The sequence below is a fragment of the Paenibacillus sp. FSL R7-0652 genome (assembly GCF_038595045.1).
Lineage (GTDB): Bacteria > Bacillota > Bacilli > Paenibacillales > Paenibacillaceae > Paenibacillus.
The window spans coordinates 5,689,267-5,710,976 of record NZ_CP152001.1; the positions used below are offsets into that span (position 1 = coordinate 5,689,267).

Annotated in this window: 10 protein-coding genes; all 10 read right to left on the reverse strand. The window is 48.4% G+C overall.

Annotated features, from left to right (window positions below; all coding sequences use genetic code 11):
- Positions 1–9: 9 nt before the first annotated feature.
- Entirely contained in the window at positions 10–4,035 is a 4,026-nt protein-coding gene (locus MKY97_RS25035) for an SDR family NAD(P)-dependent oxidoreductase (RefSeq protein ID WP_342552912.1), read from the reverse strand.
- Between the two features lie 12 nt (positions 4,036–4,047).
- Entirely contained in the window at positions 4,048–11,796 is a 7,749-nt protein-coding gene (locus MKY97_RS25040) for an SDR family NAD(P)-dependent oxidoreductase (protein ID WP_342552913.1), read from the reverse strand.
- A 19-nt stretch (positions 11,797–11,815) separates the two neighbouring features.
- Positions 11,816–15,655, reverse strand: a complete 3,840-nt coding sequence (locus MKY97_RS25045; protein ID WP_342552914.1) for an SDR family NAD(P)-dependent oxidoreductase — start codon at positions 15,653–15,655, stop codon at positions 11,816–11,818.
- 4 nt (positions 15,656–15,659) lie between these two features.
- On the reverse strand, positions 15,660–16,529 hold the full coding sequence (locus tag MKY97_RS25050) for an acyl carrier protein (RefSeq protein WP_342552915.1): 870 nt from the start codon (positions 16,527–16,529) through the stop codon (positions 15,660–15,662).
- A gap of 26 nt (positions 16,530–16,555) precedes the next feature.
- Positions 16,556–17,272, reverse strand: a complete 717-nt coding sequence (locus MKY97_RS25055; RefSeq protein ID WP_342552916.1) for a thioesterase domain-containing protein — start codon at positions 17,270–17,272, stop codon at positions 16,556–16,558.
- A 16-nt stretch (positions 17,273–17,288) separates the two neighbouring features.
- Positions 17,289–18,287, reverse strand: coding sequence for a ketoacyl-ACP synthase III (locus MKY97_RS25060; protein WP_342552917.1), 999 nt, complete (start codon positions 18,285–18,287; stop codon positions 17,289–17,291).
- 269 nt (positions 18,288–18,556) lie between these two features.
- Positions 18,557–19,123 (reverse strand): antiterminator LoaP, encoded by a 567-nt coding sequence (loaP, locus tag MKY97_RS25065; RefSeq protein ID WP_342552918.1) that lies wholly within the window; start codon positions 19,121–19,123, stop codon positions 18,557–18,559.
- A gap of 251 nt (positions 19,124–19,374) precedes the next feature.
- Positions 19,375–19,827, reverse strand: a complete 453-nt coding sequence (locus MKY97_RS25070) for a nuclear transport factor 2 family protein (RefSeq protein WP_342552919.1) — start codon at positions 19,825–19,827, stop codon at positions 19,375–19,377.
- An 84-nt stretch (positions 19,828–19,911) separates the two neighbouring features.
- Positions 19,912–21,075 (reverse strand): MFS transporter, encoded by a 1,164-nt coding sequence (locus MKY97_RS25075; protein ID WP_342552920.1) that lies wholly within the window; start codon positions 21,073–21,075, stop codon positions 19,912–19,914.
- Between the two features lie 215 nt (positions 21,076–21,290).
- Complete coding sequence (locus MKY97_RS25080) at positions 21,291–21,698, reverse strand: Rrf2 family transcriptional regulator (RefSeq protein WP_342552921.1); 408 nt, start codon at positions 21,696–21,698, stop codon at positions 21,291–21,293.
- Between the last annotated feature and the right edge of the window lie 12 nt (positions 21,699–21,710).

Consider the following 21,710-nt stretch of genomic DNA (forward strand, 5'->3'; position numbering starts at 1 on the left):
TCTCCTTCCTCAACGATCTTCGAAGCTCTTGACAGCATCGTCAATGCTCAGACTCCCGGCTTCAATATCTTTAAACAATTGTTCAAAATCATCTTCTGCCCGGGATGCCGGAACAGCCGGCTTCACGTCCAGTTTGGTCATGATGAATTGAGACAGTGCATGCACGGTTGTGTAGGAGAAAAGATGAATTAACTTCATTTTTCCTGGATAGGCCTCTTCCAGCAGCGCAAACAGCCTGTTCAGCAAAATGGAATCTCCACCCAGATCGAAGAAGCTGTCGTGAATATCCAGTTCCTCAAAACCAAGCACTTCGTGATACATACTCGCAATCTGACGCTCGATGCTGTTGTAATCCTCGCCTTCTTTACCCTTAAGTTCCACCTGGGTGTTTGCAGAAGACTTGTTTTTCTTGGTGGTTGTTACCATCGACGTCTGCTTAAGTTCTTCCTGCTTCTCAGCCTCCCGCAGTCTCTCCGTCATCTCTTCAGAGAAACGAAACGGAAACTTGTACAGCAGCGCCTTGGCAAAGCGTGGATGGTAGGTGAACTCCCCGATTAATACACGCGAGACTTCCTTCTGAAGTGCCTGCATAAATCCGGCAGCTGCCTGTTCTGTCGGAAGCGCCTTGGTGATGGCATCCACATTAAATCCGTAGTCAACCGACATACCGGCTTCTTTCCACGAAGACCAGTTGATGGACAGCGTTTTCAGCCCGCTTTTGCTGCGCGCATAGGCCAGCGCATCCAGATAGGCATTAGCTGCGGAGTAGTCTCCCTGCCCCACCTCACTCGACAACGATAGCCCGGATGAGAAGAAAACAAGGAAATCGAGCTGGTCCTGCCGGGTCAGCTGATCTATAATCCAGGCCCCATGCACTTTGGGATGCAGCACTTCGTCAAAGGTTTCCCGCGTCTTACGAATCAGATATCCTACAGCCGGCACACCTGCACCGTGGATTACCCCCGTAATCTTCCCGTATCTGTCTCTGACATCAGCCAGGACACGCTGCATCGCTTCATAATCCGCTGTATCCGCCGCATAACAGGAAATTTCCGATCCCTGCTGTTCAATCTCCAGAAAGTTCTGCAGACGGGCGGCCATCTTAAGATCCAATGTCGGGTCCTCAAGGAGCATCTCCCATTCTGTTCTTGGCGGAATCGGCTTGCGGCCCAGCAGAACAAGTTTGACTTTGGCCTGCGAAGCAAAATATTTAGCCATCTCCTGTCCAATCCCGCCCGTACCACCGGTAATGACATATACACCGTTTTCCTTGATGGCCACAGGTGAATCTGCCAGATCATCAGCCAGTACTTCGCCAAGCTCCTCGATATATCGCATGCCATCTCGATACGCCGAGGTATAGCTCTGATCCTGTGAACCCATCTCATGAAAAAGCACCTCTGTCCCGATATTCTCATCCAGGTCAATGCTTCGGCAGGTGATATGCGGATACTCCAGGGCAAGCACTTTGCCAAGTCCCGTCAAAGAAGCCGCATCCGGGGAAAGCCGTGACTCTTCTGTTGTGACTTCGTAAAGCAGCTCCGAGACAAGCATGATGTTTAAGGCATTATCATTTCCGTGTTCAATGAGTGCACGAACGAGATGAAACAAGCTGTATACGCCTCTCTGCTGCCGCTGCTCCAGCTCCTGCATCGTGCGAACCTCAGAAGACGCCGATGCAGCAAACAAATGCACAATGTCACTTACAGACGTCTCACCCAGTGCGGTAAAGAGTGCTCCGAAATCATCCTCCGAGCCGTTTACTGTAAATGCCCCGTCCTTTTCACGATGAAAGGATTCACCGAAGTTAACTTCAATAACACGACGCCCTGAAGCTTGAAGGAGTTCCGTCAATTCGCTCCCCCGGCGTCCTTCATCCTTTAGGACCAGTACTGCTCCCGAATTTTGCTGGCTTGCCATCTCCGGTATGTCTGCCCTGCGCCAGTTCATCCGATAAAAACGTGCTGACCATGGTTCATTTAAAGTGATATTTTCCGTCCTTACTGACCGGGCTCGCGCCCCCTCTGGTACTTCGAACCAGCAGCGGGTTCGTGTAAACGGGTACGTCGGCAGACTTGTTTTTCGCAGCCCGTCTTCGGTGTATAGAAGCTCCCAATTCAGATCAGCGCCCTGTACATACTGCAGTCCGATTCGGTCCATTACATCTGAGGCAGATGCCAGCCCCTTTCCTATTCTTGCGAGTTCCGGGTTCAAACCGGTTGTTTCCGGCGAATCGGAACAGCCAGGTTCACTGCTTCCAGGTTTATGATAGCCGTAATAGAACCCCTGGCTTCCCGTTTTCGGGGATTTCCCCGATGAATTGCCCATCGCAGTACTTCCTTTGTTATCCTCTGCTGCGTTCTCCAGAAGATGCTCTGCCTCCATCAGTCGAAGCTGAAGCTGGCCTGCATTCTGACCCGAAACCAGCAGCCGATATGCATAATGCCCTCTTCCCGTGTTCGCGGTGTAACAGATGGAAGATAGCTCCGAAGGAGCGGCTGCGGAAAGCACATCCACATATTGCTTGATCAGAATGCGCAGGGCCTCCTCCGTTTTGGCTGATACCGTTAAGAGATGCTCTCCATGAATTACCGGATCAGCTAATGCTGCAGCGGGTGCCTCCTCCAGTACAATGTGACAATTGGTTCCGCTGATTCCAAATGCACTTACACCGCTGCGCCGCGGCATGTTTTCTGCCTCCCAATGCCGTAAACGGGCGTTCACATAAACAGGAGATGAAGCAAAATCAATGGAACGATTCGGTCTGTGAAAATGTTTTGAAGCGGGAATCTGCTGGTTATGCAGGGAAAGTGCCGATTTAATCAAACCGATCACTCCCGCTGCCTCTGAAAGGTGACCAATATTGGTTTTGACCGAACCAATTCCGCAAAATTGGCACTTCGTGGTGTGACGACGGAAAGCCTGCTCTATCCCCTGTACCTCAAGCGGATCGCCCAGCATCGTGCCGCTGCCATGGGTTTCAATATAAGAAACCGTTTCGGGTTCAATACCAGCATCAGCCCAAGCCTGCAGTATGGCTTCCGTCTGTGCTTCCGGGTTCGGAGCCGCGATACTGATTGATTTTCCATCCTGATTTACACCGTACCCTTTGATGACCGCATAAATCTGATCCCGATCCTCCAGTGCTTTCTCCAGCGGTTTCAGCAGCACGACTCCTGCCCCTTCACCGATCCCTGATCCATCGGAATCATCATCAAACGCTTTGGTCCGCCAGTCTGTAGATTCAATGCCAATCTTGATGTGATCACTCTTCAGTGGCACAAGATTGATTTTGATTCCCCCTACCAGTGCTTGATCACACTGCCCCTCTTTAATCGCCTGACAGGCCAGTGTAACTGCCACCAGAGAGGAAGAACAGGACGTATCTACCACCATACTCGGCCCTTTCAGATCCAGCAGAAAAGACAGCCGACCTGCGGCTACAGATGCCAGATTACCGACCAGGGAATAAGCGAAGCTTTCCGGCTCCGCATCATAAATAAAGCGGGAATACAGGTCCCTTATATTATTGGAGAGCCCCAGATATACGCCTGTTCGGCTGCCCGTAAGTTTACCGCCGCCATACCCTGCATCTTCTATCGCCTTCCAGGCTGTTTCAAGAAATAATCTGTGATTGGGGTCTGTCAGACTGGCCTCTTTGGGAGACATTTTGAAATAGGCATAGTCGAATTTGTCGATTTCATCGAGATAGGCATTCTCATTAAAAGCAATCTCATCCGGATTCATGCCCAGATACTCCAGATACGAATGGATATCCGGTCTTCTGGATTCCGGAAAGGAACGGATGCTGTCCGTTCCACTGATCATGTTGTTCCAGAATTCTCCCGGCGAGTCGGCCTGAGGCAGTTTTAAAGCCATGCCTACAATGGCAATATCCTTGGTTCCCTGCACGGACCCGGACGCTTTGCAGGTATCCTCTTCCTGTTTAAGTTTCTGAAGAAGCTGCACCGCAACCGTCTTGTCCAGCGTTCCATCCTGCAGATGTTCCATGATGAACTTGTATACATGCTCCATCTCATTTCTCCTTTACAAGTTAATCAGATTGTTCAGCGCCTGCTGCAGCGTCACATCGCCGCTTTCCATCTGATCGATGACACGCTTCAAATCCTGTTCCATATCCTGCGCCTTCGATTCAGACTGTTCATCCATAAATCGGGCCAGCCGGGTTATATTGGAGTTGGCAAACAAATCGGTGACTTTGGTCAGACCAGGGAACTGCTGATCAATCCGGGCATGAACCTGTATAAGAACGATAGAGTCAGCACCCATCTCAAAGAAACTGTCTCCCACATGGATTTCTTGAAAGCCCAGCATGGTCTGACAGATGGATGCAAGGGTCCGCTCAGTTTCCGTATACACACCGTCCGCTTTTCCGACTAACGTCACTTCTCCCGTGACACTCGTTTTCAAGGAAGAAGCAGCACGTTTGCTCTCCAGCTGTTTGATCCGCTGATCCAGCTGCAGCCTAATTTCGGATGAAAGATCAAATGGACTTTTGGCCAGTGAAGAAATCAGCTGACCTTCATAATGAATTTCTCCGATCAATACCCGCTTCACCGCTGGCTGCTGCATGACATGAGCCAACTGTCGTATCGCCTGTGCCGTTGGCATGGCTTTGAACAGCGTATCTACAGCAAAACCATGGTCTGCGGACATCCCGGTCTCTTTCCAGGTGGACCACTGCACGGTCAATGTGCGTTTGCCAAGTTTGGTTCTGTAATCGGCATAAGCATCCAGATAAGCATTGGCTGCAATATAATCCGCTTGACCTGGTGCACTGAAGATAGAAGCAATAGACGAGTACAGCACCATGAAATCCAGTTGATCCTGCTGGGTAAGCTGATCCAGCACCCATGTCCCGTAAACTTTCGGATAAAACACTTCATTGAATCCGGTCTGCGAGCGATTAATGATCAGTTCTGAACTCCCCACACCTGCTCCGTGAACAATTCCTCTGATCCTTCCGTATTGGTCCCGCAGTTGGTCCAGAAGCACACGCATCGAATTCAGGTCGGATACATCTGCAGCATAACAGCTGACATGGTGTCCCCGACTTTCGAGATCACGAATGGTCGTAATCTGATGTATAACTTTCAGGCTGCTCTGTGCTGCCACTACCGCATCCCAGTCCTCACGTGCCGGCATAGGTGTACGGCTGATCAGCGCAAGATTCACCGGTTGACCTGCAGCCATGTATTTGGCCGTCTCCAATCCAATTCCACCTGTGCCGCCTGTAATCACGTATACGCCATCGTTATCAAATACAATGTTGGCTGGTGCAGCTTCTGGTGCCTGAAGCTCCCTGAACTGCTGCACATATCGGACCCCATCCCGGAAGGCAACCTCATAATAAGCGGATGGGGTCGTTATCTCCTGCACCAGCGTATCCAAAGGCGTGGCCGCATCCATGTCAATGCAGCGGCATTGAATATGCAGGTTCTCCTTGCCGACGACCCGCCCCATGCCAAACGCCGAGGACAGATACGGCCTGATACGTTCTCTGCCATGGATGCTGTTCACCTCGCGGGAGATCAATACCAGATCGACAGGACTGCTCAAGTTACTGGATACCAAGGCTCGAATCCATCGATAGAACGCATATACACGTTTATTTAGTATTGAAGTAAAGCTTTCTACATCTACATCGGATGCATCGTTTTCGGAAGAGTCGTCATCACCAGCACCGTTCAAATATATCACTCTCGACACCTGCTCGATGCCTGCCTGCTGTAAAGCCCGGATGTATATATCGACATCAGATATATCATGAGTATCTGGAAGTGAGAGCAGCGTATCGTTCTGAAGAATCGAATAGACCTCCACACCTGTCTGTTCCATATGGGATACAATCCGTGATGCCGCATCAGAACCATCGAGAATAACGAGTGTTTTGCCTTCAGCCGGGTCAGTCAGCTGCGAACCGACTGCTGCATCACTATTTCCTGCTGCAGGCTTCCACACAAGCTCATAAGCTTCAGGTACTGCGTGGACACCGACATGTGAAGACACCAAAGATGGCTCGGGAAGATCCACCCAGCATCGTGTGTTGTCATATACATACAGAGGCAGACTGATCTTACGAATCTCTTCGTTTTCATACAGCAGCTTCCAATCCAGATCACTGCCCGCAGCATACATGCTGCACAGCTTCTGTGTCAGCTCCTGCATCAGCCCCTCATCAGAGGATTCCAGATAACGGGACAGACAGTCCTTCCCCTTCCGATTCAATTCCGACTTCTCCTGCCCTGTTAATTCACTGCCCGCAGCATCACTTTTCTCTGTGACGACTTTGTGCATTCCGTAATACAACTGTTCGCCAGTTGACTCGGATGCAAAGCCGGAAACAGCGAGCGATTGCAGTTTTCGGAGCAGATCAGAGATATCCACCACTGCAAAAGCAATGCGGTGGACATGCTGCCAGCGTCCGGTATTCACCGTATAACATATATTTTTGAGCGAAATTGTCTGCTGATGTTCAGAAATAAAACGTATATATTGATCGATCATGGCTAACAGAGATTGACGGTTCTTGGCGCTCAACGTGAATATCTCTGCTTTCCTCGGGATGAAGCGCTCCTGTATAACTGGAGGTTCTTCAAGCACCAGGTGGCAGTTCGTTCCACTGAAACCAAACGCACTTACACCGCAGCGAAGAGGTGCTCCGTTCCCTTCCCACGACCTTGCCTTGGTGTTGACGTAAAGCGGCGAATCCTGAAACGGAATGACCGCATTAGGTTTCTCAAAATGAAGGGTCGGAGGCAGCACCCGGTGCTTCAGCGCCATCGCCGCTTTTACCAGACTGCCTACACCAGCAGCTTCAAACAAATGCCCTACGTTGGACTTCACTGAACTGATGGCAACAAACTGATTCTTATCCGTGTACCGCCGCAAAGCTGTAGTAAGCCCATCCATCTCAATCGGATCACCCAGTTTGGTTGCTGTACCATGAGTCTCCACGTAACCGATTGTCGAGGGATCAATTCCGGCATCCTCCCATGCCTTCACAATAACCTCTGTCTGCGCTTCGGGATTAGGGGCGGTGATGCCGATGGAGGCACCATCCTGATTAATGGCACTGCCCTTAATGACCGCATAAACATTGTCCTTGTCTTCTATTGCTCTGCTCAGCGGTTTCAAGATCACTGCTGCACCGCCTTCTCCGAGGCCCGAACCATCTGCATCCTGGTCAAAAGGTCTGGTTAAACCATCCGAAGATTCGATACCTACTTTCAGGTAATCATGATCGAGCGGACTGAGACTAATTCGGGCACCAGCAACAATAGCCATCTCGCAGTCTCCGTTACGCAGAGCCTGGCAGGCCAGATGTGTCGCCACAAGAGACGCCGAGCAGGCGGTATCAATCACCATGGTTGGTCCCTTGAGATCCAGTGGATAAGCAATGCGAGTAGGCATCATGGCGGTGATGTTTCCCACAATGGACATCGGGTATTGATAGGGGTCCAAATCACAGATCATCTTCAGATAGGAATCATTCAAGCTGCTTGCAAATCCCATGTAAACGCCTGTGTTAGTTCCCTCAATTCGTCCACCGTACCCCGCATCTTCAACCGCATGCCATGATGTCTTCATGAATAAACGCTGGATTGGGTCCGTCAGACCGGCCTCCTTGGGAGAAAGTCTGAAATATTGGTAATCGAACTGATCAATGTTGTCCAGGAAAGCGCCTTGCAGATACTGGACTTCTTTGTCAGAACCCAACCTGGCATTCATCCATCGGTGATACGCATCCATATCCTTTTTTCGGGCATCTGGAAAATCAACCGTGCAGTCTACGCCGTTCACAACGTTATCCCAGTACTGCTGCGCTGTATCGGCCATCGGCATTTCAGCAGCAATGCCAATAATGGCAATTGCCTCATCTTCCTTCGCCACCTGCTTCTTGACCTCTCCCTCTCCCGGCGAAGGGGTATTTGCCGATGCAGCCTGCTTTTCTTTTCCTTGATTCACATGCAGAGCCAGTTTGTGGATAGACGTATGCGCAAACAAATGAGCAATCTTCACTTTACCCGGAAACTCCTCATTCAGTCTTTCGTGCATACGAATCAGCATGATGGAATTCCCGCCAAGATCAAAAAAGTTATCGTAAATGTTGATCTCCTGATAACCTAGGATTTCACTGTATATGCGGGCGACCTGCTGCTCTGTTTCGGAATAGGCTCCAGCTTCTTTACCTGACAAATCTACAGGACCAGTATGCTTCTCCTGTGGTACAGTCCGGTTTGCATGACGCTGTGTTCCTTGATCGGCCAGCTCTTTGCTGTGCTTCACCCCAGCCTGCAGCTTGTCAGAAAGCCGAAACGGGAACTGTCCCAGTGCAGCCAAATGTTTGCTTCCGTAATTCATCGCCCCGATAAATATGCGTGAGAGACTTCTATTCATTGCTGCTTCTATAGCTTTAATACCGTCCGCTGTAGGAATCGTTTTGAACATCCCGTCCACGTTGATGCCAAAGTCTACCGACATCCCGGTCTCTTTCCATGACACCCAGTCGATCGATAATGTTCTGCGTCCTGTGCTTGAACGCCATGCGGCAAAAGAATCCAGATAACAATTGGCTGCTGTATAATCCCCCTGCCCAATCTCACCAATCACTGATATCCCCGATGAGAATATCATCATAAAATCCATATCCTGATCCTGTGTAAGTTTCTCCAACATCCAGGTCCCTTTCACTTTCGGTCCCAGAATCGTCTGAAATTCCTCACTGCTTTTACGGTATATAAAGCCATCACCGGGAATACCCGCACCATGAATAACGCCATGGATGTTTCCATGACGCGTGGTAATGTCCCGAATGACTTGTGCCATCCCCTTCTCATCAGCCAGATCGGTGCTGAAATATTCCACTACAGCACCTGCAGCCTCAAGATCAAGAATACCCTGCATCTTGGCACAATGCGGATTGTCCCCGGCATGCAGCAGGTCCTTCCACTGCTCTCTTGACGGCAATATCGTTCGTCCGATCAGCGCAAGCTTTACAGACTTGGATGAGCGAGCGAGAAACTTGGCTGTCTCCAGACCAATCCCGCTTGTACCACCTGTGACGAGATATAATCCCCCAGGTCTGATCTGAAAGGGTACATTTTCTTTTTCATTCAAGTCAATTTCTGTAAAGACTTCGGTATACCGTTTTCCATCACGATACGAAACAGCATACGTTTCACCACGGATACCTCTCTCCCTGCAAATATCTTCAACAGAGGCGGACGTATCCATATCAATAAACCTGCATTGTATGTGTCCATATTCCTGCTGAATGACTTTCCCGAGTCCCATCAGCAGTGCATTGTGAGGTGCGATCGCCTTTTCGCTTCCTGTAACTTGACCGGCATATTCAGCAAGCAGGGTCAATCGAATCTCTTCGGCAAACCCTCTAGCCATTAATGCCTGGATCAGATACACCGGCGAGTAGAAGGCTTCCTTCTGCACAGCCTCAAGTGAATCCAGATCACTCGGGTAAGCGGATTTGCCAACCATGGATGAATAGATAATTTCAGCGATATCCCCGTCTGAAAATTTCTCCAGCAGTTCGGTATACATATCCGGTCCGGGACTGCCAACAGCATACCGTTTGTCCGATATTTGCTCGAATCGGCTCCCCGGCTGCACCTGAATGACTTGGCAGCCTTCATTTCTCAGTGCTTCAGCAAGATTCTGCTCCCACTCGTTTCCATCTCCAATAATCAGGATCGAATTCGTGGATGAATCTGTGGAGACGGCCTCAGCAGCTGAGCCCTGATCCTCCACCCATTTCACAGTATGGAAATAATCCTGTAAACGGACGGCAGAAGGGTCATGAATATCAATCCAGCATCGGCTGGGTTCGAACGGGTACGTCGGCAGACTCAGCTTCCGTATCTTTCTTCCTTGATACAGCTGTGCCCAATCGGCATTGGCTCCCTGTACATAGCTAGAAGCAAGTTCCCCAAGAACTGCTTCATCCCAAGCGGAGGGGGGTTCTCCGAGCTGCTTGATTCGCTCCTGCGCCTGGGTGGAATGACGGCGGATACGTGCCCGCTCTTCCGCTGCCGTATCCTCAATCCCCGCAGCGTGGACGACTTGTCCACCGATATACACCCCTCGCTGCGTTTTCAGCTGTTCCCAAGGCTGTTCCAGCAGCTGCATCAGTTCCCCTGTATCCTTTACAACCACAGACATGCGATATTCGTAATGTCCTCTACCGGCTGCTGCCGTATAACATATGTTTTCAAGCGGAATTTCCGGACGTTCCTTCAGAAAGCCGCCATAACTCTGGATCAGCCGTTTCAAGGCTTTTTCCGTCTGTGCTGAACATACAAACAGATGCGAGCTGGAGACAGATGCATCTCCGGACTCCTGTACAGCTGCAGCTTCAGGAGCTTCTTCAAGTACCACGTGACAGTTGGTCCCGCTGAACCCGAAGGCACTCACACCACATCTTCTCGGTACGCCTTCTTCCGTATCCCACGGCCGAAGTTCTGTGTTCACATATACCGGTGTCTGCTCGAAGCGAATATTGCGGTTAGGTTTGGCAAAATGAAGAGAGGGCGGAAGTTTCCGATGTTTCAAAGCCATCACTGCTTTGAGAAGCCCTGTGACACCTGCACATTCATACAAGTGTCCGATATTGGATTTAACTGAACCTATCGCACAAAATTGTTTTCGTGACGTAAATTGCTCGAAAGCATTGGTGATCCCCTTAATTTCGATCGGGTCACCAAGCTCTGTTGCTGTACCATGCGCTTCGATATATCGAATGGTTTCGGGGTCGATCCCTGCTTCCTCCCAGGCTCTAATAATCGCTTCCGATTGGGCACGCGGATTCGGAGCGGTAAGTCCAATGGATGTCCCATCCTGATTGGCGGCGGTTCCCTTGATTACGGCATAGATATGGTCCCCATCTTTCAAAGCCTGGCTCAAAGGTTTCAGCAGAATGGCTGCCACCCCTTCACCTACACCGGCTCCATCCGAAGCATCGTCGAACGTGCGGGTCTCTCCGTCGGAAGACTCAATGCCAAATTGTTCGTATTTATTAAAAACAGGCAGCGTATTGACCTTCACTCCACCGGCTATCGCGGCGTCGCATTCTCCGCTTCTGATGGATTGACAAGCCATGTGCACTGCTACCAAAGAGGATGAACATGCCGTGTCCACCACCATACTTGGACCTTTCAGATTGAGAAGGTAGGATATTCTCCCTGCCAGTACAGCAGTCACATTTCCCGTCACCGACATGGAGATGGATTCAGGCTCCACATCAGCAATGATGTTGGCGTAATTGTCACGCGTACTGCTGTAATATCCTACATATAATCCGGTGTTCGTGCCTGATAAGCTAGTCCCTCCATACCCGGCGTCTTCTACAGCTTCCCAGGCTGTCTGGAGAAAAATCCGCTGATCCGGACTCATCAGTGATGCTTCCTTGGGAGTCAGCTTGAAATAGCGGTAATCGAACTTGTCTATTTCTTCCAAATAGGAACCTTTAATAAAACGAAGCCCGACTTCTTCCTGCTGCTTGAAACGCACGTAGTTAAGAACATCCGCTTGTCTCGCTTCAGGAAATTCCACAATAGAATTTACTTTGTTCTCAATGTTATGCCAGAAGGCTTCGACGTGATCCGCCATCGGCATATGCGCAGATATGCCCACAATGGCAATATCCTCACGCTGATTCTGTTTCTGCTGTTTGAGCAGTGTAATCATATCTATCGCTGTCTTTTTGTCAATTTTGCCGCCGGACGTATTCTCAATAATGTATTTAAGCAGCTGTTCCAATGTATCCTCCCCTTACATATCAGATATGTTTTAGTCCTTTGAGCATATCTTCCATGCTGATTGTGCCATCCTCCAATTGGTCAAAAAGAGAATGGACCTCTTCACCAAGCCCCGTCACTTCGGTTGAGGCCGCAGTATCCGTCTGTTCCTTCTCCCGGGTGCCCTCCGTTTTATCAGCCAGATAAGCGCCCAGTCTATGAACTGACGGGTGCTCAAACAGATCCGCAACTACAAGAATGCCCGGATACACCCGGTCCAGCTGCGCATACATTTGTTTAATCAAAATAGAATCGGCTCCAAGCTCAAAGAAACTGTCATGGATATCCATTTCGTGGAAACCAAGAACAGCCTGACATACATTCGCAACCTGGCGTTCCCACGGACTGTATTCACCGCCATCTGATCCGCTTAATGCCGTTGTTTGTCCTGCCGTCTTTGCCTGCACAGCGGGGGCATGTGATCCGGTTGACCGTTTTAATCGCGACTCAATCCAATTCTCCACTTCAGCAGACCGTCTGAATGGATACTTCCGAATCAGCTGCAGCATACCGCGGTCTGTGGACATGTGTCCAATAAGTACTCGCTCAACCTGGCGTCCCCACACCTGATCCAGCCAGGAAAGTGCCTCTTCATTGGTCATCGCTTTAAACAAGGTATCCACACCATAGCCGGTTGCGGCCGCAGCACCTGTCTCTTTCCAGGTAGACCAGTTTACGGTCATGGTACCGCTCATTTCGCGATTGCGGTACGCCGCATAGGCATCCTGATATGCGTTGGCTGCGACATAATCTGCTTGTCCTGGTCCGCTGAACAAAGTTGCGATCGAAGAAAAAAGAATGAAAAAATCCGGATTGTCTATCCGGGTTAACCGATCCACGACCTGCGTTCCCTGTACTTTGGAGCGAAAGACCTGCTCAGCCTCTGTAATCGTTCTGTCCATTAGCGGATGATCCCCTCCAATGGCAACGCCTGCACCATGGATAACTCCAGCAATCCGGCCGTGCTGCTGACGAAGTTCACGAAGCACGCCTTCCATCGATACTTCATCCGCAGCATCGGCCTGGTACACGAGGACCTGGGCTCCGAGTGCTTCCATCTGCTGCACTGACTTTATTTTCTGAATGATGGAATGATTCGAATCTACAGCAATAATCCGATCCCATTCCTTACGTGCCGGAAGCGAAGTTCGGTTTACGAGAGCGAGTGTAATACCCGGATATCTCTCGGCGAGCCGGTTGCCGACTTCAAGTCCGATGCCTCCCAGTCCGCCGGTAATCAGATAGAGACTATCGCTGCGAATCGGTTGAGGGCGTTCTGGATACTGAGCCGGATCAAGTATACCGAACTGCTGCACGTATCTTTTTCCACTGCGGTAGGCTGTACCATAATCCTCACCGTCGTGCTCCAGTTCGGCCAGAACCTGCTCAAGCGAGGTCTGTTTGTCCACCTGAACAGAACGGCACTGCAGACGTGCATCTTCTTTCCGCGCAGCCTGCCCCAGACCAAACATCAGCGCATGCCCGGGATTCAGCGTATCCTCCATGCCTGTGATGGCATAGATGGGATCGCTCAGCAGCACCAGATCACATGCAGCAGATGAGCACACACGCAGCAGCTGCTGCAGCAGGTGGAAGAATGGTTCAACAGGCTGATTTTTTTGGATATAGATTATTCGCTGCACGTTCAATGTACCCAGATGAGACCATAACTCTTCCATACTTTCTCGTTCAGGTGAGACCCTGTACTGCTCGGGCGTTACACACGCAAAGGAAGAAGCATGAACCACCGTAATTATGGACTGTCCCTGTTTGTGCAGTGCTTCTTTCAAGGGATGGTTAAGTTCCTGTTCATCTATAAAGATGATCACAGGTCCCTCCGGTTTCTTCCGATCCGTATTGCGTTCCGGATCATGAATCCAGCCCATCTCGTAGTGATGCACGTCTTCTATTCCGGCAGTGCCTATGTCAGAATTGGAATCGACATGAGTTTGACGAGAACCAAGGTCAATCCAGCATCGGTGAGCGTCAAAGGCATACGTTGGAATGCTGACCCGCCGTACCTCTTCACCAACATAAAGACTTGTCCAGTTCACTTCGCCACCGTCCAGATACGTTCTGCAGTGTGCCCCCAAGTCGGGGTGATCGGGCATTGAAACAGCTTTATCCCGAAGCGAGCCCAGATCATCTGCTTCCAGCTCCATTAACTGGGCAAGGAGATCTTCTTTGCTCGAAGCAGTGAGAACGATGCGATGTTCGTAATGATTCCTGGACGTGCCAGCTGTATAACAAATATTGGCCAGCGTATGCGGGGTGCTGCTCAGAAAATTTATATATTTGGAAATATACTTTTGCAAGGATGAAGATGTTTTGGCTGAAAGAGGAAAGAGATATTCACGTTTTGCCGTCCCCGTCCCCTTCTCCGTGTCCGTGTCCTGAATCTGAACCTCATCATTCCAGGACTCTTCGGCCTGTTCCACAATGACATGACAGTTCGTTCCGCTGAATCCGAATGCACTAATGCCCATACGAACCGGCTCTCCGCCAGAAGGCCACGACCGGCTGCGTGTATTCACATACACAGGTGTACCGCTGAAATCGATATTTCGATTCGGACGATCAAAATGCTGTATCGCAGGTAATATTCCTTTTTTCAGAGACATGACTGCCTTTACCAGCCCGGTTATGCCTGCACTTTCGTAGAGATGCCCAATATTCGATTTCACAGAACCAATGGCACAAAACTGCCTCTTGTCGGTGTACTGTGCGAAGGCACCTTTAATCCCGTCGATTTCAATCGGATCTCCCAATATGGTTCCGGTACCATGTGTTTCAATATAATGAATACTCTCCGGATCTACCCCTGCTGCTTTCCATGCTTTTACGATAACCTCACTCTGTGCCCTGGCATTAGGTGCCGTAATCCCCATAGAGTTGCCATCCTGATTGATCGCACTGCCTTTGATAACAGCATATACCTGATCCTTGTCCCTCAAAGCATCCTGCAGCGATTTCAACATGACTACTGCCGCCCCTTCGCCTATGCCCGAGCCATCCGAACTGTCATCAAAGGGTCTGGTCATGCCATTCGAAGACTCGATGCCCATGCGGTAATATTCTTTATCCAGCGGAAGGACATTGAGCTTCACACCTCCAGCAAGAGCCATATCACATTCGCCCAGCCGTATCGCATTACAGGCATGATGGACAGCAACAAGAGACGAGGAACAAGCCGTATCCACCACCATACTTGGTCCTCTCAAATCAAGCAAATACGATAATCGGCTTGGCAAAATGCAGGACAGATTGCCGGTCACCGAAATGGGAAGAGACTCCGGGTCCACTTCATGTATCATCTCTTTATACCGGTATCCCTCCAGATCGGAGACCAGTCCAACATATACCCCTGTATTGCTGCCAGCCAGTTTTTCTTGGGTATATCCGCCGTCCTCCAAAGCTGCCCATGCTGTTTCCATAAAAATACGCTGTGCCGGATTCATCAAACTTGCTTCTTTTGGAGAAAAACGAAAAAAAGGATAATCAAACGTATCTATATGATCCAGATATGATCCATCCAGATACTTAACCTCTTCTGCCGTGCTCATCTTGCGGTACACGAAATCATCGGCATCCCGGCGACGATGTTCCGGCAGGTCCCGGGTACAGTCCAGACCATGCAGCAGGTTATCCCAGAACTTCTCCGGATTGTCTGCAAGCGGCATTCGCACACCCAGGCCAACAATAGCGATATCTTGTGAGCGGACGCGCGATGTAACGGGAGCAGCAGTCTGCTGACCACCTGTTTCCATCTGACTTGTGTCCTGAACGTGCAGCTCACTGAAATCCATCAGTTTGTTTTTCACTGGATCATCCCCTCGCTTCCGCTGAACGGAGATTTTCAATGACTTTGTCTAACATCCGGTCATAGGTTCGGAAAAACGTATGCCATAATGAAGCATTCAATATAGGTTGACAATACATTGTTACCAGTATTTTTCTTTTCTCCTGCTGCATTTCACAGATGATATCAAACTGTTCTTCCAGCGCAATTCTCCCTCCGCTGAAGTAATCCGCATCACAAAATAAAGGCCTGATCGCATCAAGCCTGGACTTCATTTCTGATCGAATTAAATCCTGAATATGATACCCCGGCTGCTCGTCCACCGAACGCAGCGCTTGTTTTGCTGCAGCAAACAGCTCGTTAAAGTTTCCGACGTTTTGTACATCGAGGGATATGGAACTAATGTGATTCATCCGGTAGATTAATGTAAACACATGGAGCTGCGAACGGCTGCCAATCTCGGTCAGCAGATATGCAAACAAGGACCATAACCATTCCATCGGGGTGATGCCTGCCTGCCCAGAGAATGTTTTGATCTCACCCAACCGCTCCTTCTCGATTACGAATTCATATCGATTATCCTGTACGGCTTGTCCGGAATGTTTCATATATTCTGGCGGAACAGGATATGCCTCCAGGATCATGCCTTCCTGTTCAGCGATGAATTGAGCCAATCTGGCAATGCTGGGGTAGGCAAACATATTGGTTAACGTAATTTGAGAGGGAAATAACTTTTCAAGTTGATTGTATACTTGGGCAAGAAGCATGGAATCACTACCCAGATCGAAGAAATTTTTAGTCGTTGTAATACCTGCTTCCGTTCCCAGTACTTGTTGAAAAACACCCAAAATGCTCTCTTCCAGCTGCTGTGGCGATGTGATCTGTCGTTGATTCATAGGACACCTCCGTGTAGATTTTGGATTTACTCGGTATAACTCGTTAATGTCTGATTAACCATGCTGACGACCCGGTGCATGCTCCCTTCAAACAGATAAAAGTGACCTCCCTTGTAGATTCGGGAAGCACTGCCCTGCTGCGTAAAATCCCTCCAATGCTCGGCACTGTCCAAAATGTATTCTTCATCATCCGCTCCGTTCAGTACGGTAACATCACACTGCAGTTTGAATGGTTTCTCTTCATAGACGTAAGTCTCATTGATCTCCAGGTCTTTCCGCAGGACAGGAATGAACATATCCATGAGCTGCCGATTTTCAAAAAACTCATCCGGCGTCCCGCCCATTTCCTTCATTCGATCAATGAACTGACCCTCAGGCAGGTGATAGTAGACGTGTTCTTTTTTGTAATCCGGTGTCTCCCGACCAGAGAAAAACATATGCACAGGTTTCTGAAACTCCTGCTTATGCATTTTGTTGTACAATTCATAAATAATCAGACTCCCCAGGCTGTGGCCAAACAAAGCATAAGGCTCACCCTCCGGCAGATCCTGAGCTATATACTGAAAAACGTCATCCACACTTTGGTGAATGCTTTCATACAAAGGTTTAGAAAATTTCAATCCTCTTCCTGCCAATTCAACAGGAGTCAGTATAATACTTTCGGACAGTCCTTTTCTCCATTTGTGATAGATGGATGCCGAACCCCCTGCATATGGAACACAATATAGTCGAATCTTGGACATATAATCTCCTCTCGGTTTACAAGATCTCGCCCCATCGGATGGCTGTGGCACAATAATAGGTGCCTGCTCCTGCACCAACCATGACTACACGTGCACCTGGTCTCAACACGCCCTCTCGCACGGCTTCGCTAACTGCAATCGGCAGGCAGGCATTCGAGGTATATCCAAACTTCTCCATCGCCATATAGGCTTTATCCTGAGAAATACCAAGAGAAACTGCGAGTTCACGAATCAGATTGCTGTTCGTTTGCGGAAAGACAAACAGATCAACGTCCCGGATATCCCATTTTATTCTGCGCAGCAGCCGATTAACGAGTCTTGGAATACCTCTGGCCAGCTGCTCGTACAGATATCTCCCGTTGGATGTATAAACAGAAACAGCCCCTTCTTGGATGCGGCCATAATGCACCGGCAGCGTTCCGTGTTCGATATCCTCCATTACTTCATGATGCATAATACCATCCATAAAAACGCCGTGACTGGCGTTATCCTCCTCATTCAATACTTGTAAAACAAAAGCTCCTGCACCGTCGCCCACACTGGAGCATGCTGCACGATCCTGCCAATCGGTCACCTTTGAGTAAGTATCTGCTCCAATGACCAGTACATTACTTATATCCTCCTCTGCCTGAAGCGTATAATACGCATTCATGATGCCATAACTAAAACCGGCGCAACCGGCCCGAATATCCAGACAGCTGGCCTGATTGGCACCTATCTTCTGTTTTACAAGTGCAGCTGAATGAGGAACCAGTCGGTCTGGTGTGAACGTTGCCATAATAATCAGATCGATATCCTCCTGATCCAGTCCGGCTTGCTGAACAGCCCGTTTTCCAGCCTCTGCCGCCAGATCACTGGTATGCTCATGCTGCGCTGCAATTCTCCGTTCACGTATGCCGAGATTCTGGTAAATCCAGTCAGCGTTAGCGTTAATCCCCATAGCCTCAAGCGCTTGATTCGTCAGCACCGTATCCGGCACATACATACCCATACCTTTGACGATCATTTGTCTCATGTTTCGCATCTTCCTTTCCCTGATCTGCGGATACCAGATTCTTTGGAGACAACAAAAAAAACAGTTCAGCCGCTCCTTTGCGCTTCACTGCCATCGGCATAGTGGTATTAAGATCTAAAGTCAGCATCGTTACCCTGTACACAGCTTCGCCCAGTTGATACACACCACGATGTGTATTTCATAATAAAAGATGTATGGCCCCTTTGGTTACAAAATGTGCCTAAGCTTCATTTTGATCCTCCAGTTTTGTACTTTTACAGATTACAGAATTACTTTTCCATGTGACTTGCATATAAAATATCTACACCTAAATCGATAATCCGAGGTTCTTCATCACCTGTTAGCTGAAGCCAAATCTTGGCTCTGCGCGTATGTCGATCAATTTTCTTAATAATACCCTCATGGCCCCTCAGGGGACCGTCGAGCACAACAACTTTGGTATTTTCCATATAAACGGTTGAATAATCGATAATGTCTTCCGGATTAATAAGATTTAGCAGCGTGGTCATTTCATGATCCGGGATCGGAGTGCAGCTTGCATTGGTTCCCAACATCTTGATGATATGAGGTATGGAGCAGATCAAGTGGTAAGTTTCGGCGGTCATATTGACTTGGATAAGTACATAACCAGGGAAGACTTTTTTGGTAGAGGATTTAAAAATACCTGATTTCTTCTCCGGGACTTTTCTCTTGGGGATTAAAACACGGATGGAAGTTCCCAGATACATATGTAGGTATCTCCTAATGACTTCTTCGCTTCCTGTATGCACGAATAATGCGTACCAGTTCATCGCGTCATCCTTTGATTTGCAGAGTAGTCGAACAGAAGAATACATAATCGAGAAACAAAACTCTACGCTTCAATCCATGTAATTTTTTGTAATTATTTAATTATTGCTATCTTAACTCATGAATTATTGGATCGTCAATGCTATTATTGCATTTTTTTGTAATTTAATCTTTTAATTTACATAAATATATCTTGTTCTGTCAGGTCCTCAGGCAGCTATCTGCATCCCAAATAGATAAGAAAAATCACCTGCATCCCAAATTTCTGCAGGTGATTTATAACGTTTTTCTATTTTTTTTATTCAAACAAATCGAGGCGAAGACGCTTCAAGCTGGTATGCTGAATGCACCATTGTCCCTCAATTTTGACAAATGTCTCGTGATAATGTCCAAATCCGTGAAAAGACTTATTCTCATTACCTTCAGGAAACGTCACCCAGTCCTCCATCGGGGAAATGACCTTTGCTTCGGTCGCGGATATGAACTCCACCTCTGCACTATGTACATGATGCACAGTTACCGCTGGGTCTACAAGGTCACGGAACACTTGTACTATGGTGTCACGTCCAGTCAAAACCGGAATCGGGTTGCCTTCTGTGCTAAAGTCGGCGACAGCATCCGGGGCAAATACATCACCAAGCTCATCCCATGCTTTCGTATCAATATATCGGCAATAACGCGCCTTGGTATTTCTAATATTTTCGAGTGCGAGCAGCTGCTCCAGTTCCGTCATCGTTGTCGTTTGACTCATGTGTATTCCCTCCAGAGATGTTAGTCCGATTAAGTATGTATATACGGCATCTTCCTTATTGTAGCATTTAGTCTTCATAGAATACTAGACCAGGCGCTCCTGAACACTCTGCTCTTTACTCGCAGGAATCAGGTACAATCCCAATGGTAAAAATAAAAGTATACTCACTGCAAACACGATGTAGGGCACGCTCGGACCAAATGCATCAAATAGATATCCTCCCAGCGCTGCACCAGCCATCCCTCCCAGATTAGCACTGATCGTGAACTTGCCATACGCATCCCCAATATGAGACTGCGGTGTCCCCTTAATGAATACCCCATCCAATGCGTACGCCTGAATAGAGGAAAACAGATCCATGATCGTATAGATGATCGCAAACAAAAGCAGACTTGGTGAGAAAGCCAAACCGAGAGCACCCATGCACAATACGGGGATGTACTGAATTATGGTTTTTCGATACCCTCTCTGATCCCCTACCCTCCCCAATTTCGAACTTACAAATGGAAAAATAAGCATAGGGACAAGGAATGCAGCCGTTATTAATTCAATGCTGGCTCCATACACCTGCTGCATATATGGAATAAAAATGATTCCAGACATGGCAGATACGGTACTAAGACCTAAATTAAAAACCCATATTTTTCGCTGCTTAACAGATAGTTTGGATTTCTCTTTTTTTTGAATTGCCATCTCTTTTGTGTTGGGGACTTCCGGCGATTTAAATATGTAGATACAGCCCAGCAGCGAAGCAGCTCCGCAAATCAGAAACAACACACCCCAGCCTTGAATAAATCCAAAGCTGCTTAATACGAGATAACATATGCCTACGCCCGCTAGGCTTCCGATTTGCTGTTTACTGTCGAAAGCTCCCATCTGCTGACCTAACTTGTGATTGCTGTCCGAAACAAGCCCGATTAATGCCATAGTAAGCAGAATGCCAGCAATTCCATGAACGATGATTGCAGCAATTAGAGTAGATAGTGTGGTGGCTGCTGCGTAGATAAAGTAGGCCGCTGTGTAACTTACCAGCGCATACAGACATATTCGATGACGGCTGTATCGATCTGATACTTTACCGAGGACAAGCTTCAATATAATTTTTGTAAAAGATAGAATCGATATGGTTATTGAATATTGAAAGGTAGTATAACCCAACTCTTTGATATAAATCGGAAGCAGCACCCATAGAAAAATACCCGGTAGGGAGATTAGCATTAACGGGATTGTAAGCTGTTGGTACTTCATAGGTCACCCCTTTTTTCAATATTATATTCATAACGCAAAACTCCAAATGGGTTATCAATGAATAATTTACTTATTATACCATAAAAAATATTATGAAGAAGTAATTTATCTTAGTGGTGTACGGCCTAGTTGATCAATCTGTTCATCGCCCCCTGGACATATCGAAAATCCCCCAGATCTCTAATGAGACGTGGGGGATAGAAATCCTGTTTTCATTACAAGGAATGGGCATCCCTCATTTGAGAAGCCAGCTCTGACATTTTTTTGTGATGCAGGAAACTCTCCATAGCTTCCTCTGCCTGAACCATGACCTGCTGGATCAAACAGGCTGCGTTATGGTTCTGCGAGCACTCAAATAACGAGGCTCTGCCTTCAATCGCATGAATGATCTCCAGGAAAGAAGGGTCAGGGTTCCTGCGGCTCAGCCGATAACCGCCATTGGCACCGGAAGTGGATTCGATCATGCCGGCCTTCACCAATTTGGTTAGTATTTTGGACAGATATGTTGGCGAAACTTTCTGAAACTCGGCCAGTTGATGCACACTTACCAGCTGCTCAGGCGCTGTGCTGACAAGATATAACATCGTATGCAGGGCATAGTTTGTCGCTTTGGAATATTTCATGAGAGGACACCT

What these genes read in the sequence shown, in the direction of transcription:
- MKY97_RS25060 (WP_342552917.1), bottom strand. Translation starts at nt 18,287, where the DNA reads ATGAGACAAATGATCGTCAAAGGTATGGGTATGTATGTGCCGGATACG.
- MKY97_RS25070 (WP_342552919.1), bottom strand. Translation starts at nt 19,827, where the DNA reads ATGAGTCAAACGACAACGATGACGGAACTGGAGCAGCTGCTCGCACTC.
- MKY97_RS25080 (WP_342552921.1), bottom strand. Translation starts at nt 21,698, where the DNA reads ATGAAATATTCCAAAGCGACAAACTATGCCCTGCATACGATGTTATAT.
- MKY97_RS25035 (WP_342552912.1), bottom strand. Translation starts at nt 4,035, where the DNA reads ATGGAGCATGTATACAAGTTCATCATGGAACATCTGCAGGATGGAACG.
- MKY97_RS25050 (WP_342552915.1), bottom strand. Translation starts at nt 16,529, where the DNA reads ATGAATCAACGACAGATCACATCGCCACAGCAGCTGGAAGAGAGCATT.
- MKY97_RS25075 (WP_342552920.1), bottom strand. Translation starts at nt 21,075, where the DNA reads ATGAAGTACCAACAGCTTACAATCCCGTTAATGCTAATCTCCCTACCG.
- loaP (WP_342552918.1), bottom strand. Translation starts at nt 19,123, where the DNA reads ATGTATTCTTCTGTTCGACTACTCTGCAAATCAAAGGATGACGCGATG.
- MKY97_RS25055 (WP_342552916.1), bottom strand. Translation starts at nt 17,272, where the DNA reads ATGTCCAAGATTCGACTATATTGTGTTCCATATGCAGGGGGTTCGGCA.